This is a genomic window from Staphylococcus sp. IVB6214 (assembly GCF_025558585.1).
Classification (GTDB): Bacteria; Bacillota; Bacilli; order Staphylococcales; family Staphylococcaceae; genus Staphylococcus.
Map to the genome: position 1 here is coordinate 274,174 of NZ_CP094723.1, position 17,133 is coordinate 291,306.

Annotated in this window: 11 protein-coding genes; 9 read left to right on the plus strand and 2 right to left on the minus strand. The window is 39.0% G+C overall.

Annotated elements, in window-relative coordinates:
* Positions 1-156: 156 nt before the first annotated feature.
* From rpoB to tuf, 7 genes are all read left to right on the plus strand, one after another.
* On the plus strand, positions 157-3,711 hold the full coding sequence (gene rpoB / locus MUA51_RS01310; RefSeq protein ID WP_262560090.1) for a DNA-directed RNA polymerase subunit beta: 3,555 nt from the start codon (positions 157-159) through the stop codon (positions 3,709-3,711).
* A 169-nt stretch (positions 3,712-3,880) separates the two neighbouring features.
* The gene (gene rpoC / locus MUA51_RS01315) at positions 3,881-7,498 is read left to right on the plus strand and encodes a DNA-directed RNA polymerase subunit beta' (RefSeq protein WP_346657953.1); all 3,618 of its coding nucleotides are present in this window, start codon (positions 3,881-3,883) and stop codon (positions 7,496-7,498) included.
* A 187-nt stretch (positions 7,499-7,685) separates the two neighbouring features.
* The gene (locus MUA51_RS01320) at positions 7,686-7,940 is read left to right on the plus strand and encodes a ribosomal L7Ae/L30e/S12e/Gadd45 family protein (protein WP_095115232.1); all 255 of its coding nucleotides are present in this window, start codon (positions 7,686-7,688) and stop codon (positions 7,938-7,940) included.
* 94 nt (positions 7,941-8,034) lie between these two features.
* Positions 8,035-8,448, plus strand: coding sequence for a 30S ribosomal protein S12 (rpsL, locus tag MUA51_RS01325; protein WP_044359258.1), 414 nt, complete (start codon positions 8,035-8,037; stop codon positions 8,446-8,448).
* 65 nt (positions 8,449-8,513) lie between these two features.
* Positions 8,514-8,984, plus strand: a complete 471-nt coding sequence (gene rpsG / locus MUA51_RS01330) for a 30S ribosomal protein S7 (protein ID WP_014614746.1) — start codon at positions 8,514-8,516, stop codon at positions 8,982-8,984.
* A 143-nt stretch (positions 8,985-9,127) separates the two neighbouring features.
* Positions 9,128-11,209 carry an elongation factor G gene (gene fusA, locus MUA51_RS01335; protein WP_262560091.1) on the plus strand — a complete coding sequence of 694 codons (2,082 nt, stop codon included), beginning with the start codon at positions 9,128-9,130 and terminating at the stop codon, positions 11,207-11,209.
* A 153-nt stretch (positions 11,210-11,362) separates the two neighbouring features.
* A complete protein-coding gene (tuf, locus tag MUA51_RS01340) occupies positions 11,363-12,550 on the plus strand; it encodes an elongation factor Tu (protein WP_262560092.1) in 1,188 nt (395 codons plus the stop codon).
* A gap of 223 nt (positions 12,551-12,773) precedes the next feature.
* Here the strand turns inward: tuf and MUA51_RS01345 are convergent, their stop codons facing one another.
* Both MUA51_RS01345 and MUA51_RS01350 read right to left on the minus strand, forming a co-directional pair.
* Entirely contained in the window at positions 12,774-12,881 is a 108-nt protein-coding gene (locus MUA51_RS01345; protein WP_262560093.1) for a putative holin-like toxin, read from the minus strand.
* 492 nt (positions 12,882-13,373) lie between these two features.
* A complete protein-coding gene (locus MUA51_RS01350; protein WP_262560094.1) occupies positions 13,374-14,540 on the minus strand; it encodes an amidohydrolase in 1,167 nt (388 codons plus the stop codon).
* A gap of 112 nt (positions 14,541-14,652) precedes the next feature.
* Here MUA51_RS01350 and MUA51_RS01355 point away from each other — a divergent pair, with 112 nt between their 5' ends.
* Together MUA51_RS01355 and MUA51_RS01360 are read left to right on the plus strand one after the other, a co-directional pair.
* Positions 14,653-15,843: a glycine C-acetyltransferase gene (locus tag MUA51_RS01355; RefSeq protein WP_262560095.1), complete on the plus strand. Its 1,191-nt coding sequence runs from the start codon at positions 14,653-14,655 to the stop codon at positions 15,841-15,843.
* 206 nt (positions 15,844-16,049) lie between these two features.
* Positions 16,050-17,009 carry an NAD-dependent epimerase/dehydratase family protein gene (locus tag MUA51_RS01360; RefSeq protein WP_262560096.1) on the plus strand — a complete coding sequence of 320 codons (960 nt, stop codon included), beginning with the start codon at positions 16,050-16,052 and terminating at the stop codon, positions 17,007-17,009.
* Positions 17,010-17,133: the final 124 nt, after the last annotated feature.

Genomic DNA, 17,133 nt, shown 5'->3' on the forward strand with positions numbered 1-17,133 from the left:
TGTGTACTTTTACGGGTAAAGTTTCATTGTAACATTGAAGAATAGCGGGATTTAGAACAGAAAATGGTGTCATCAAATATGTGCTACCGTTTTCTTTTTGTCTTGATATGTAATATAGCTGTAAAGTACGACACAATATTTGAGGGGTGAATCTGTTTGGCAGGTCAATTTGTCCAATATGGAAGACATCGTAAACGTAGAAACTACGCAAGAATCTCAGAAGTATTAGAGTTACCAAACTTAATTGAGATTCAAACAAAATCATATGACTGGTTCTTGGAAGAGGGCCTTTTAGAGATGTTCAGAGATATCTCACCAATCGAGGACTTTACAGGTAATTTATCTTTAGAGTTCGTTGATTACAGACTAGGCGAACCTAAGTATGATTTAGAAGAGTCTAAAAACCGTGATGCGACGTATGCAGCACCATTACGTGTAAAAGTTCGTTTAATTATTAAGGAAACAGGCGAAGTAAAAGATCAAGAAGTATTTATGGGTGATTTCCCATTAATGACTGAAACAGGTACTTTCGTGATCAATGGTGCGGAACGTGTTATCGTTTCACAATTAGTGCGTTCACCATCTGTATACTTCAATGAAAAGTTAGATAAAAATGGTCGTGTGAACTATGATGCGACTGTAATTCCGAACCGTGGTGCATGGTTGGAATATGAAACAGATGCGAAAGATATTGTTTATGTGCGTATTGATAGAACAAGAAAACTTCCATTAACAGTATTATTACGTGCTTTAGGTTATTCAACAGACCAAGAGATTATTGACTTAATCGGGGACAATGAATACTTACGTAATACGTTAGAAAAAGACAGCACTGAAAATACAGATCAAGCATTATTAGAAATTTATGAGCGTCTACGTCCAGGTGAACCACCAACACTTGAAAATGCGAAGAGCTTATTATATTCACGTTTCTTCGATCCAAAACGCTATGACTTAGCGAGCGTGGGTCGTTACAAAGCAAACAAAAAATTACATTTAAAACACCGCTTATTCAATCAAAAATTAGCGGAACCAATCGTTAATACTGAAACAGGCGAAATCGTCGCTGAAGAAGGTACAGTTCTTGATCGTCGTAAGTTAGACGAAATCATGGATGTGCTTGAATCAAATGCGAATGCACAGGTATACGAATTACCAGATAGCATCGTTGACGAGCCGGTTGAAATTCAATCAATCAAAGTATATGTACCAAATGATGAAGAAGGTCGTACAACAACAGTGATTGGCAATGCATTCCCTGATTCTGAAGTGAAATGTATTACACCAGCTGATATTGTTGCGTCAATGTCATACTTCTTCAACTTATTACACGGTATTGGCTATACAGATGATATCGACCATCTTGGTAACCGTCGCTTACGTTCAGTTGGCGAATTGTTACAGAACCAATTCCGTATCGGTTTATCTCGTATGGAACGTGTTGTACGTGAGAGAATGTCAATTCAAGACACTGAATCAATCACGCCACAACAATTGATTAATATCCGTCCAGTGATTGCATCAATCAAAGAATTCTTTGGTAGTTCTCAATTGTCACAATTCATGGACCAAGCGAACCCACTTGCTGAGTTAACGCACAAACGTCGTCTTTCAGCGTTAGGGCCTGGTGGTTTAACACGTGAACGTGCTCAAATGGAAGTGCGTGACGTTCACTACTCACACTATGGTCGTATGTGTCCGATTGAAACACCAGAGGGACCAAACATTGGTTTGATCAACTCATTATCTAGTTATGCACGTGTCAATGAGTTTGGTTTCATTGAAACACCATATCGTAAAGTTGATATTGAGACGAATACAATCACTGATCAAATCGACTATTTAACTGCTGACGAAGAAGATAGCTATGTAGTGGCACAAGCGAACTCTCGTTTAGATGAAAATGGTCGCTTCATTGATGATGAGATTGTATGTCGTTTCCGTGGTAACAACACAACAATGGCAAAAGAAAAGATGGATTACATGGACGTATCGCCGAAGCAAGTTGTTTCTGCTGCGACAGCATGTATCCCATTCTTAGAAAACGATGACTCTAACCGTGCCTTAATGGGTGCGAACATGCAACGTCAAGCGGTGCCATTGTTAAACCCTGAATCACCATTTGTTGGTACAGGTATGGAACACGTAGCAGCACGTGACTCTGGTGCGGCAGTGATTGCGAAACACCGTGGCCGTGTTGAACATGTTCAATCAAAAGAAATCTTAGTGAGACGCTTGATTGAAGAGAATGGTCAAGAGTACGAAGGTGAACTTGATCGTTATCCATTAGCGAAGTTTAAACGTTCAAACTCAGGTACTTGTTACAACCAACGCCCAATCATTAAAGCTGGCGACGTCGTATCAAAAGGTGAAATTTTAGCTGACGGTCCTTCTATGGAACTCGGTGAAATGGCACTAGGACGCAACGTTGTTGTTGGATTTATGACATGGGATGGTTATAACTACGAGGATGCCGTTATTATGAGTGAACGTCTCGTAAAAGATGATGTGTATACTTCAATTCACATCGAAGAGTACGAGTCAGAAGCGCGTGATACGAAACTTGGACCTGAAGAAATCACACGTGATATTCCAAACGTATCTGAAAGTGCACTTAAAAACTTAGATGATCGTGGTATCGTTTATGTTGGTGCAGAAGTTAAAGATGGTGACATCCTTGTTGGTAAAGTAACGCCTAAAGGTGTGACTGAATTAACAGCGGAAGAACGTTTATTACATGCCATCTTCGGTGAAAAAGCACGCGAAGTCCGTGATACGTCATTACGTGTACCACACGGTGCTGGCGGTATCGTATTAGATGTTAAAGTGTTTAACCGTGAAGAAGGCGACGATTCACTTTCTCCAGGTGTCAACCAATTAGTACGTGTTTACATCGTTCAAAAACGTAAAATTCATGTAGGTGACAAGATGTGTGGTCGTCACGGTAACAAAGGTGTCATCTCTAAGATTGTTCCTGAAGAAGATATGCCATACTTACCAGACGGCACGCCAATTGATATCATGTTAAACCCACTTGGTGTACCATCACGTATGAATATCGGACAAGTATTAGAGTTGCACTTAGGTATGGCTGCTAAAAACTTAGGTATTCACGTTGCATCACCAGTATTCGATGGTGCAAACGATGATGACGTATGGTCAACAATTGAAGAAGCAGGTATGGCACGTGACGGTAAAACAGTCCTTTACGATGGTCGTACAGGTGAACCATTCGATAACCGTATTTCAGTCGGTGTGATGTACATGTTGAAACTTGCGCACATGGTTGACGACAAACTTCACGCACGTTCAACTGGTCCATACTCACTTGTTACACAACAACCGCTTGGTGGTAAAGCACAATTCGGTGGTCAAAGATTTGGTGAGATGGAGGTATGGGCACTTGAAGCATACGGTGCAGCATACACATTACAAGAAATCTTGACTTACAAATCGGATGACACAGTCGGTCGTGTGAAAACATATGAAGCGATTGTAAAAGGTGAAAACATCGCAAGACCAAGTGTTCCTGAATCATTCCGAGTATTGATGAAAGAGTTACAAAGTTTAGGATTGGATGTTAAGGTGATGGACGAACAAGATCAAGAAATTGATATGAGCGATATCGAAGACGAAGATGCGCCAGACCATAACATTAACGCGCAACAACCTGTTGCAGCTCAAGAGTCACCAGCCGAAACGAACGAATAATTACAAACTATAAAAATAGACAAGGATGCATTGAGATAAAGTCATACTTAACATGTCTACGATAATAGATGTATTAAGTATGACATCTCAGTCATGCTATAACGATATAAATAAGATGTTGTTATCAATCAATTTGCATAGCTAATTTAAACTAAAGGAGGTAGGCTCCTTGATTGATGTAAATAAATTCCATTACATGAAAATAGGACTCGCTTCACCAGAAAAAATCCGTAAATGGTCAAGAGGTGAAGTTAAAAAACCAGAAACAATCAACTACCGTACGTTAAAACCAGAAAAAGATGGTTTATTCTGTGAAAGAATTTTCGGTCCAACAAAAGACTGGGAATGTAGTTGTGGTAAGTACAAACGTGTACGTTACAAAGGTATGATTTGTGACCGTTGTGGTGTAGAAGTAACAAAATCAAAAGTACGTCGTGAACGTATGGGTCACATCGAACTTGCAGCACCTGTATCACATATTTGGTACTTCAAAGGTATTCCAAGTCGCATGGGATTATTATTAGATATGTCACCACGTTCATTAGAAGAAGTAATCTACTTCGCATCATACGTTGTGGTAGATCCAGGTCCAACAGGTCTCGAAAAGAAAGCATTACTTTCTGAAGCAGAATATCGTGACTATTACGATAAATTCCCAGGTCAATTCACAGCTAAAATGGGTGCTGAAGGAATCAAAGACCTTTTAGAAGAGATTGACTTGGATGAAGAACTTCGACTTTTACGCGATGAGTTAGAATCTGCGACAGGTCAACGTTTAACACGTGCGATTAAACGTTTAGAAGTTGTTGAATCATTCCGTAACTCAGGAAACAATCCAGCTTGGATGATTTTAGATGTACTTCCAATCATTCCACCTGAGATCCGTCCAATGGTTCAACTTGATGGTGGACGCTTTGCGACAAGTGACTTGAACGACTTATACCGCCGTGTTATCAACCGTAATAACCGTTTGAAACGTTTATTAGACCTTGGTGCACCTGGTATCATTGTTCAAAACGAAAAACGTATGTTACAAGAAGCTGTTGACGCATTGATCGACAATGGTCGTCGTGGTCGTCCTGTAACAGGTCCAGGTAACCGTCCACTTAAATCATTGTCACACATGTTAAAAGGTAAGCAAGGACGTTTCCGTCAAAACTTACTTGGTAAACGTGTTGACTACTCTGGTCGTTCGGTTATTGCCGTTGGTCCGAACTTGAAAATGTACCAATGTGGTTTGCCGAAAGAAATGGCACTTGAACTCTTCAAACCTTTCGTTATGAAAGAACTAGTTCAACGTGAAATTGCGACAAACATCAAGAATGCGAAAAGTAAAATTGAGCGTATGGAAGACGAAGTATGGGATGTTTTAGAAGATGTTATCATCGAACACCCAGTATTACTTAACCGTGCACCAACGCTTCACAGACTTGGTATCCAAGCGTTCGAACCAACACTTGTTGAAGGTCGTGCAATTCGTCTACATCCACTCGTTACAACAGCCTATAACGCTGACTTTGACGGTGACCAAATGGCGGTTCACGTACCATTATCAAAAGAAGCACAAGCAGAAGCACGTATGTTAATGCTTGCCGCTCAAAACATCTTGAACCCTAAAGATGGTAAACCAGTTGTAACACCATCTCAGGATATGGTACTTGGTAACTACTACTTAACTTTAGAGCGTAAAGATGCTGTGAATACAGGCTTGTTATTCAATGATACGAATGAAGTGCTTAAAGCCTATGCAAATGGTTATGTACACTTGCATACACGTATCGGTGTACAAGCAGGTTCATTCAATAACCCAACGTTTACGGAAGAACAAAACCGTAAAATCTTAACGACTTCTGTTGGTAAAGTGATTTTCAATGAAATCATTCCAGATTCATTCGCATATATCAACGAACCAACAGCGACAAACCTAGAGAAGAACACACCAGACAAATATTTTGTGGATGCAACTGAACTAGGTGAAGGTGGATTAAAAGAATACTTCGAAAAAACAGAGCTTGTTCCACCATTCAATAAAAAATTCTTGGGTAACATCATCGCAGAAGTATTCAACCGTTTCAGCATTACAGATACATCTATGATGCTTGACTTGATGAAAGACTTAGGATTCAAGTACTCATCAAAAGCAGGTATTACAGTAGGTGTTGCTGATATCGTTGTATTACCAGACAAACAAGAAATCTTAGATGAATCAGAAAAACTTGTTGAACGTGTACAAAAACAATTCAGCCGTGGTTTATTAACTGAAGAAGAACGTTATAATGCGGTCATTGAAATTTGGACACAAGCAAAAGATAGAATTCAAGCAAAACTGATGAAATCTCTTGATAAAACAAACCCAATCTTTATGATGAGTGACTCAGGTGCCCGTGGTAACGCATCTAACTTTACACAACTTGCAGGTATGCGTGGTTTGATGGCTGCACCATCTGGTAAAATCATCGAACTTCCGATCACATCATCATTCCGTGAAGGTTTAACAGTATTAGAGTACTTCATCTCTACTCACGGTGCGCGTAAAGGTCTTGCCGATACAGCACTTAAGACTGCCGACTCAGGTTACTTAACGCGTCGTCTTGTTGACGTTGCACAAGATGTTATCGTGCGTGAAGAAGATTGTGGTACAGACCGTGGTTTACTCGTTTCAGATATCAAAGAAGGTACAGAAATGATTGAACCATTCATTGAGCGTATCGAAGGTCGTTACTCTAAAGAGACGATTCGTCATCCGGAGACTGACAAAGTCATCATTCGTCCAGACGAATTAATTACAGCTGAAATTGCAAAAGAAATCACAGATGCAGGCATTGAACAAATGTACATTCGCTCAGCATTTACATGTAACACACGTCATGGTGTATGTGAAAAATGTTATGGTAAGAACTTGGCGACAGGTGAAAAAGTTGAAGTGGGCGAAGCAGTTGGTACAATTGCCGCTCAATCAATCGGTGAACCTGGTACACAGTTAACAATGCGTACATTCCATACTGGTGGGGTAGCCGGTAGCGATATCACACAAGGTTTACCACGTATCCAAGAGATTTTCGAAGCACGTAATCCGAAAGGTCAAGCTGTGATTACGGAGATCGAAGGTGTGGTAGACAACATTACAGTTGGTAAAGATAGACAACAAGAAATTGTTATCAAAGGTGCCAACGAAACACGTTCTTACCTTGCATCAGGTACATCACGCTTAAAAGTAGAAATCGGACAATCTGTTGAACGCGGTGAAGTCTTAACTGAAGGTTCAATTGAGCCGAAAAACTACTTAGCGGTAGCTGGTTTAACGGCAACTGAAGAGTACTTGCTTAAAGAAGTACAAAAAGTTTACCGTATGCAAGGGGTAGAAATTGACGATAAACACGTTGAAGTGATGGTGCGTCAAATGTTACGTAAAGTCCGCATCATTGAAGCTGGCGATACGAAGTTATTACCAGGTTCATTAGTAGACATTCATCACTTCACAGATGCTAACCGTGATGCATTCAAAGAGCGTAAACGCCCAGCGACTGCAAAACCAGTATTACTCGGTATCACGAAAGCATCACTTGAAACAGAAAGTTTCTTATCTGCGGCTTCATTCCAAGAAACGACACGTGTCCTTACTGACGCAGCAATCAAAGGCAAACGAGACGACTTACTCGGCTTGAAAGAGAATGTTATCATCGGTAAGTTGATTCCTGCTGGTACAGGTATGAGACGTTACAGTGACGTATCTATCGAAAAAGAAGTAGCACCAGAAAACACAGAATCAGAACTTATCACTGAGTAATTATATAGCAATAGAGAATGGGGCAACTTCAGCCCCTTCTCTTTTCTTCTATGTATGAACAAGAAATAGCGGGTACTGTCAAAGCTATAAAAACCTATGTTTTATTAGCAATAAGTGTTGACGAACTGTTGATAGAGATGATAATATAGTAAAGGTTGATGCAAGCAGTACTTTGGAGGATATGAGAATGTCTAATGAAAAAGTCACACGCTTAGATAATGAATCTTATGTTGTTGGACTCAAACAAACGCTCAAGGCGTTGAAGAGACAACAAGTCAAGCAATTGATTATCGGTGAAGATGTTAATATTCATTTATTAGCACGCGTGTTAAGCTTTGCCAATCAAAATATGATACCTATTACGTTCTTCCCGAGTCGACAAGCACTTGGAGAACATGTTGGTATAAAGGTAAAGGCAACAGTCGTTGCATTACTGAAATGAGATTAGTAAGTGTGATGCTTACTAAATTTTATTTAACTTAAAAATGAACCACCTGGATGTGTGGAATTAAGAGAATAAGAGAGGAGGACGAAAAATGCCTACTATTAACCAATTAGTACGTAAACCAAGACAGAGCAAAACTAAAAAATCAGACTCACCTGCTTTAAATAGAGGTTTCAACAGTCAGAAAAAACAATTCACTAAGTTAAATTCACCACAAAAACGTGGTGTTTGTACACGTGTGGGTACAATGACACCGAAGAAACCAAACTCTGCGTTACGTAAATATGCACGTGTGCGTTTATCAAACAACATTGAAATCAACGCATACATCCCTGGTATCGGACACAACTTACAAGAGCACAGTGTTGTACTTGTACGTGGTGGACGTGTAAAAGACTTACCTGGTGTGCGTTACCATATCGTACGTGGTGCATTAGATACTTCAGGTGTTGAAGGTCGTATGCAAAGCCGTTCATTATACGGAACTAAAAAACCTAAAAAATAAGTTTAATCGACATTAAACGCAAATAGAACAACAATTAATTATAATAGGAAGGGAGGACTTGTATTATGCCTCGTAAAGGATCAGTACCTAAAAGAGATGTGTTACCAGATCCAATTCACAACTCTAAATTAGTGACAAAATTAATCAACAAAATTATGTTAGATGGTAAGCGTGGGACTGCTCAACGTATTCTTTACTCAGCATTCGACTTAGTTCAAGAACGTTCTGGTCGCGATGCAATGGAAGTATTCGATGAAGCAATCAACAATATTATGCCAGTACTTGAAGTTAAAGCACGCCGTGTAGGTGGTTCTAACTACCAAGTACCTGTAGAAGTTCGTCCAGAGCGTCGTACTACTTTAGGTTTACGTTGGTTAGTAAACTATGCGCGTCTTCGTGGTGAAAAAACTATGGAGGAACGTTTAGCTAACGAAATCTTAGACGCAGCCAACAACACTGGTGGTGCCGTTAAGAAACGTGAAGATACACACAAAATGGCAGAAGCGAACAAAGCATTCGCTCACTACCGCTGGTAAGATAAACGCTAATCCCCTGAGCACATATCGTATAGACATCTATCAACAGGCTGCCTAGCAGTTTGGTGTTTGTCTTATGTCTGCTTAGGGTAATGCTATATCTGACTATATAATCCATTATACTGGAAGGAGAAAGAATACCCATGGCAAGAGACTTTTCGTTGAAGAACACTCGTAATATCGGTATCATGGCTCACATCGATGCTGGTAAAACGACGACTACTGAACGTATTCTTTATTACACTGGCCGTATTCATAAAATTGGTGAAACACACGAAGGTGCTTCACAAATGGACTGGATGGAACAAGAGCAAGACCGTGGTATCACAATCACATCAGCTGCAACAACAGCTGCATGGAATGGTCACCGCGTAAACATCATCGATACACCTGGACACGTAGACTTCACAGTAGAAGTTGAACGTTCATTACGTGTACTTGATGGTGCAGTAACAGTACTTGATGCACAATCAGGTGTAGAACCTCAAACTGAAACAGTTTGGCGTCAAGCTACAACTTACGGTGTACCACGTATCGTATTCGTAAACAAAATGGACAAAATGGGTGCAAACTTCGAATATGCAGTAAGCACTTTACATGATCGTTTACAAGCGAATGCAGCACCAATCCAATTACCAATTGGTGCAGAAGATGAATTTGAAGCAATCATTGACTTAGTTACAATGAAATGTTTCAAATACAACAACGACTTAGGTACTGAAATTGATGAAATCGAAATCCCAGCTGACTACCAAGAGCGAGCTGAAGAAGCACGTGAAGCGTTAATCGAAGCAGTTGCTGAGACAAACGATGATTTAATGGAAAAATACTTAGGTGGAGAAGAATTAACTGTTGAAGAGCTTAAAGAGGCAATTCGCCAAGCAACAACAGATGTTGAATTCTACCCAGTATTATGTGGTACAGCATTCAAAAACAAAGGTGTTCAATTAATGTTGGACGCAGTTATTGACTACTTACCATCACCATTAGATGTAAAACCAATCATCGGTCACCGTGTCGATGATCCTGATGAAGAAGTAATTGCTAAAGCTGACGATGATGCAGAATTCGCAGCATTAGCATTCAAAGTTATGACTGACCCTTACGTTGGTAAATTAACATTCTTCCGTGTGTACTCAGGTACATTAACTTCAGGTTCATATGTTAAAAACTCAACTAAAGACAAACGTGAACGTGTAGGTCGTATCCTACAAATGCATGCGAACTCTCGTGAAGAGATTAGCACTGTATACTCAGGTGATATCGCTGCTGCAGTAGGTCTTAAAGACACTGCAACTGGTGACACGCTTTGTGGAGAGAAAAATGACATCATCCTTGAGTCAATGGAATTCCCAGAGCCTGTAATTCACTTGTCAGTTGAACCTAAATCAAAAGCTGACCAAGATAAAATGGCTCAAGCTTTACAAAAATTACAAGAAGAAGACCCAACATTCAAAGCACATACTGATGAAGAAACTGGTCAAGTTATCATCGGTGGTATGGGTGAGCTTCACCTTGACATTATCGTTGACCGTATGAAGAAAGAATTTAATGTAGAAGCTAACGTTGGTGCGCCAATGGTATCTTACCGTGAAACGTTCAAACAATCAGCTGCAGTACAAGGTAAATTCTCTCGTCAATCTGGTGGTCGTGGTCAATATGGTGACGTTCACATCGAATTCACACCTAACGAAACTGGTGAAGGTTTCGAATTCGAAAACGCTATCGTTGGTGGTGTTGTTCCTCGTGAATACATCCCTTCAGTTGAACAAGGTCTTAAAGACGCAATGGAAAACGGTGTATTAGCTGGATATCCATTAATCGATGTAAAAGCAAAATTATTTGATGGTTCATACCATGATGTCGATTCATCTGAAATGGCCTTCAAAATTGCTGCATCATTAGCACTTAAAGAAGCTGCTAAAAAATGTGACCCTGTCATCTTAGAACCAATGATGAAAGTTACAATCGAAATGCCTGAAGAATACCTAGGCGATATCATGGGTGACGTAACAGCACGCCGTGGACGCGTTGATGGTATGGAAGCACGCGGTAACGCACAAGTAGTTAACGCTTATGTTCCACTTTCAGAAATGTTCGGTTATGCAACATCATTACGTTCAAATACACAAGGTCGCGGTACTTACACAATGTACTTTGATCATTATGCAGAAGTACCAAAATCAATTTCTGAGGAAATCATCAAAAAGAACAAAGGTGAATAATTCACACATGTAATTATCACTTGTTTATAAATTGATTTTTTCATCAAAATGATTTATAAAGGTAATAAAGAAAATATGCCTCATGAAGGTGAGTAACTTTCATGAGACATATTAAAAAATATAATTCTTAATTTGAATAGGAGAGATTTCATAATGGCAAAAGAAAAATTTGATCGCTCAAAAACACATGCCAATATTGGTACTATCGGTCACGTTGACCATGGTAAAACTACTTTAACAGCTGCTATCGCAACTGTATTAGCAAAACACGGTGACAGCATTGCACAATCATACGACATGATTGACAACGCTCCAGAGGAAAAAGAACGTGGTATCACAATCAATACTTCACACATCGAATACCAAACTGAAAAACGTCACTATGCACACGTTGACTGCCCAGGTCACGCTGACTATGTTAAAAACATGATCACTGGTGCTGCACAAATGGACGGTGGTATCTTAGTAGTATCTGCTGCTGACGGTCCAATGCCACAAACTCGTGAGCACATCTTATTATCACGTAACGTTGGTGTACCAGCATTAGTAGTATTCTTAAACAAAGTTGACATGGTTGACGATGAAGAATTATTAGAATTAGTAGAAATGGAAGTTCGTGACTTATTATCTGAATACGACTTCCCAGGCGATGACGTACCTGTAATCGCTGGTTCAGCATTAAAAGCTTTAGAAGGCGATGCTGCATACGAAGAAAAAATCTTAGAATTAATGAACGCTGTAGATGAGTACATCCCAACTCCAGAACGTGACTCTGACAAACCATTCATGATGCCAGTTGAGGACGTATTCTCAATCACTGGTCGTGGTACAGTAGCTACTGGCCGTGTTGAACGTGGTCAAATCAAAGTTGGTGAAGAAGTTGAAATCATCGGTTTAACTGACGAATCAGCTAAAACAACTGTTACTGGTGTAGAAATGTTCCGTAAGTTATTAGACTACGCTGAAGCTGGTGACAACATTGGTGCATTATTACGTGGTGTTTCACGTGAAGATGTACAACGTGGTCAAGTATTAGCTGCTCCAGGTTCAATTACACCACACACAAAATTTAAAGCGGAAGTTTACGTATTATCAAAAGACGAAGGTGGACGTCACACACCATTCTTCTCTAACTACCGCCCACAATTCTATTTCCGTACTACTGACGTAACTGGTGTTGTTAACTTACCAGAAGGTACTGAAATGGTAATGCCTGGCGATAACGTTGAAATGGAAGTTGAATTAATTTCTCCAATCGCTATCGAAGACGGTACTCGTTTCTCAATCCGTGAAGGTGGACGTACTGTAGGATCAGGCGTTGTAACTGAAATCCACAAATAAGATAAAACTTTATCTTTGAGATTATAGAAAAGGCTAGCGCGTTTGCGCTAGCCTTTTTGTATGTATCCCAATTAACGATGTATTGCATAAAAAAGTAAACTATGCTACATTTAAAATATAAAAGGGACATGCGGATACATGTCCCATGAGCCCGTTAAAAAGACGGTGACTATCATTAGTACTTAAAAAATAACTACCAATTCTTGTCAAAGTGAAGTGGTGGTTATTTTTTATGGTTTAATTTAATGATTGCGACAACAAGTCCTAATAATGAAACGACAAAAGTGCCGAATGCAATCATTAAGGTTAATGTGTCTGCAATACTTACCATAAGGGCTTCTCCTTTCTAAAGATTTCAGTTATGCCATTCATAGGCATCACCTCCCTATACTCAGATAGCCACCATCCACTTAACTTGCTCGATATTATTCTAGCACAACGTTTATTTTTAAAACTATATATTTATTTTTATTAAAAGAGAGTTATGAAGATACATCAATAAAGAATTTACTTGTAGTTCTAGGTTAGAGATAAAATTTTAATTTCAAAGATGATATTTAAAGTATTTATAGTTAGTAAGGCAATCATCATGCACATTGTGTTCCGAAATAAATTATGTTAATATTTTTATATAAAAGGGACATGCGTTTACATGTCCCATGAGCCCGTTAAAAAGACGGTGACTATTATTAATAATTAAAAAATAACTACCAATTCTTGTCAAAGCGAAGTGGTGGTTATTTTTTATGGTTTAATTTAATGCTTGCGACAATTAAAGAAAGACCTTAAATTTCAGTTATTGAGATTTAAGGTCTTTCTGTCATTAAAGTACGTTTTCTAATTCTAATATCTTCATAAATGTACTTACTGTATATTTCATAGCTGATTCATCAATATCAAAGTGTGGGCTATGGTGTGGCCAATCTGTTTGTTTTTCTGCATTACCGCATCCTGTGAAGAAGAATGCACCCGGTAAAGCTTGTAAGTAGTATGAAAAGTCTTCGCTAATCATCATTAAATCAGAATCATGATAGCGAAAATTTAATTGATTCGCTGCTGTTTTTACAATTTCTGCTGAAGCTTCATGGTTGTACACTGGCAAATAGCCGTTAAGATAATCGAAATCATAAGTAATATCATTAGCAAGAGCTAAGCCTTGCAGTAGTTTTTCTAATCTTGTCTGAATATGTTCTTGTACTTCTGGGTCAAATGTACGAACGGTACCGCGACAATGTGCGGTATCTGGAATGACATTGTCAGCATCGCCAGCTTCAATTTTTCCAAACGAAATAACGGCTTGTTTAACAGGGTCTAGTGTACGTGATACAATCTTTTGGGCACTTAAAATGAATTCGGCTAAAATGACAATTGGGTCGATGGTTTCGTGTGGTTTTGCCCCATGTCCGCCCTTACCATATAATGTGATATTAAACTCGTCAGGCTGTGCCATCATAGCGCCAGGACGTGTATGAATGGTACCGGTCGGGTAACCGCTCCATAAGTGATTGCCGTACACTTTATCCACGCTGATCAGCGCATCATCCGCAATCATTCCCGTTGCACCGCCAGGCATTTCTTCTTCGCCATATTGAAAAATTAAAACAACTGCGCCTTTTAGCTCGCTCTGATGTTCATGTAAAAGTTCAGCAACTGTTAATAAAATAGCAGTATGTCCATCATGACCACAAGCATGCATGACGCCAGGATTTTTTGACCGATAAGGAACGTCTTTCATATCATCAATAGGTAATGCATCAAAGTCTGCGCGCAAGGCAATTGTAGGTCCTGATTCTGCATTGCCAATCTTTGCGACAATACCATTGTCACCGACCCGATCACGAATATCGAAATTGAGCTGTTTCAATCGATTAAGAATATAGGCATGTGTTTCCGTTTCTTGAAATGAGCGTTCTGGGTATTGATGTAAGTGTCGACGAATAGCGATTGTTTCCTTCTCCTTCTCGCTCGCACGTTGAAACCAATCCGTCATGGGTCATCTACTCCTTTTTAAGATTATGATAATAATTATACACTTGCTTTCAAGTTTGTTCAAAATGCGATATGATAAGGGAGTATTAGGAAATAAGAAAGGGGAATAAATCGTGGTACAAAGACTACACGACTTTCTAGAAGAGAATATTAATTATTTGAAAGATAATGGATTATACAACGAGATTGACACAATTGAAGGGGCAAATGGTCCTAAAATCAAAATTGCAGGCAAAGAATATATCAACTTATCATCAAACAACTATTTAGGCCTTGCGACAGATGCAGATTTAAAAGTAGCAGCAAAAGAAGCTGTTGATTCGCATGGTGTCGGTGCGGGTGCAGTTCGTACAATTAATGGAACACTTGATTTGCATGATGAATTAGAAAAAACATTGGCGGAATTCAAAGGGACAGAAGCAGCAATTGCTTACCAATCAGGTTTTAACTGTAATATGGCAGCAATTTCAGCTGTAATGAACAAAAATGATGCAATTTTATCAGATGAACTTAATCATGCTTCAATCATTGATGGTTGTCGTTTATCAAAAGCTAAAATTATTCGTGTAAACCACTCAGATATGGATGATTTGCGTCAAAAAGCAAAAGATGCAGTCGAGTCAGGTCAATACAATAAAGTAATGTATATCACAGATGGTGTTTTCAGTATGGATGGTGATGTTGCAAAATTACCTGAAATTGTAGAAATCTGTGAAGAATATGGCATTATGGTTTACGTCGATGATGCACACGGTTCAGGCGTTATGGGTAAAGGTGCTGGTACGGTGAAACATTTCGGTTTACAAGATAAGGTAGACTTCCAAATCGGTACATTATCTAAAGCGATTGGTGTTGTAGGTGGTTATGTTGCAGGTACGCAAAAATTGATTGACTGGTTAAAGGTCCAATCACGTCCATTCTTATTCTCAACTTCTTTAGCACCAGCAGATACTAAGGCGATTACAACTGCGGTGAAAAAGTTGATGGCATCTACGGAGTTACATGACCAGTTATGGGATAATGCCAACTACCTTAAAGAAGGCTTAAATAAATTAGGCTTCAATACAGGTGAGTCTGAAACACCGATTACACCAGTGATTATCGGCGATGAGAAGAAAACACAAGCATTTAGTAAGCGTTTGATGGAAGAAGGCGTATATGTTAAATCAATCGTCTTTCCAACAGTTTCACGAGGCACAGGTCGTGTACGTAATATGCCAACAGCTGCACATACGAAAGAAATGTTAGATGAAGCATTAGCTGTGTATGAACGTGTTGGTAAAGAATTAGATATCATTTCATAATCGAATATCATGATAAGCACAGTCATTATCTATATATGTGGCTGTGCTTTTTTGATTAATTACAGAGAAATGGTAATATTAAGTGTTTTCCCTACGTGTACAAGTAAGCGCTTTAATGTTATAATGTAGACAAATAGTTTATAGTATGAGCATAACAAGAAAACATTTGTGTTTCTCAGAGAGACAGTTAGGAGATGTAATCATTTATGAAAAGAATAATTATCACTGGTGCATTGGGGCAAATTGGAACAGAACTTGTTGCAAAATGTCGTGAAATTTATGGGAATGACAATGTTTTAGCAACAGATATTCGTGAACCAGAAGCAGGGTCTATTGTAGCTAAAGGTCCATTTGAAATTTTAGATGTCACTGATGCAGAAAAGATGGAACAATTAATTGCTGACTTCAAGCCTGATACGATGATGCATATGGCAGCCTTACTATCAGCAACTGCAGAACAAAAGCCATTGCTTGCTTGGAACTTAAACATGGGTGGCTTAGTCAATGCGTTAGAAGCTGCACGTAAATATGATTTACAATTCTTCACACCAAGCTCAATCGGTGCATTTGGTCCTAATACACCTAAGAAAAATACACCACAAGTTACTATCCAACGTCCAAACACAATGTATGGTGTGAACAAAGTTTCAGGAGAGTTATTATGTTATTACTACTTCACAAAGTTTGGTGTAGATACGCGTAGTGTTCGTTTCCCAGGTCTTATTTCATACATCAAAGAACCAGGTGGCGGTACGACAGATTATGCGGTTGATATATACTTCCAAGCAGTTCGTGAAGGTAAGTACACAAGTTATATTGATCGTGGAACTTATATGGATATGATGTTTATGGATGATGCAATTGATGCGATTATTAAATTAATGGAAGCAGATGGCGGTAAGTTGATTAACCGTAACGCTTACAACTTAAGTGCAATGAGTATTGAACCAGAAATGGTGAAAGCAGCAATTCAAGAACATGATCCAAACTTCACAGTAGATTATGATGTCGATCCTGTTCGTCAAGGTATCGCGGAAAGCTGGCCTGATAGCATTGATACAAGCTGTGCACGTGGTGAATGGGGCTTTGATCCACAATACGATTTGACAGCGATGACGAAGCGCATGTTAGAAGGTATCAGAGAGAAAGAGAATCAAAAAGCATAATATAGCATAGAATAAAATAAGGGGCTGGGACATAATTCCCAGCTCTTTTACAAAAAAGGTCTAATTTGGTGTCGAAAAACACTAAATTAGACCTTTTTTATAGATATCATTTAAAAAAATAAAA

Bases quoted from the DNA above. Each gene is read 5' to 3' on its own strand.
- MUA51_RS01320 (WP_095115232.1), top strand. From the start codon at position 7,686: ATGTCTAATGAAAAAGTCACACGCTTAGATAATGAATCTTATGTTGTT.
- rpsL (WP_044359258.1), top strand. From the start codon at position 8,035: ATGCCTACTATTAACCAATTAGTACGTAAACCAAGACAGAGCAAAACT.
- rpsG (WP_014614746.1), top strand. From the start codon at position 8,514: ATGCCTCGTAAAGGATCAGTACCTAAAAGAGATGTGTTACCAGATCCA.
- fusA (WP_262560091.1), top strand. From the start codon at position 9,128: ATGGCAAGAGACTTTTCGTTGAAGAACACTCGTAATATCGGTATCATG.
- tuf (WP_262560092.1), top strand. From the start codon at position 11,363: ATGGCAAAAGAAAAATTTGATCGCTCAAAAACACATGCCAATATTGGT.
- MUA51_RS01345 (WP_262560093.1), bottom strand. From the start codon at position 12,881: ATGGTAAGTATTGCAGACACATTAACCTTAATGATTGCATTCGGCACT.
- MUA51_RS01350 (WP_262560094.1), bottom strand. From the start codon at position 14,540: ATGACGGATTGGTTTCAACGTGCGAGCGAGAAGGAGAAGGAAACAATC.
- MUA51_RS01360 (WP_262560096.1), top strand. From the start codon at position 16,050: ATGAAAAGAATAATTATCACTGGTGCATTGGGGCAAATTGGAACAGAA.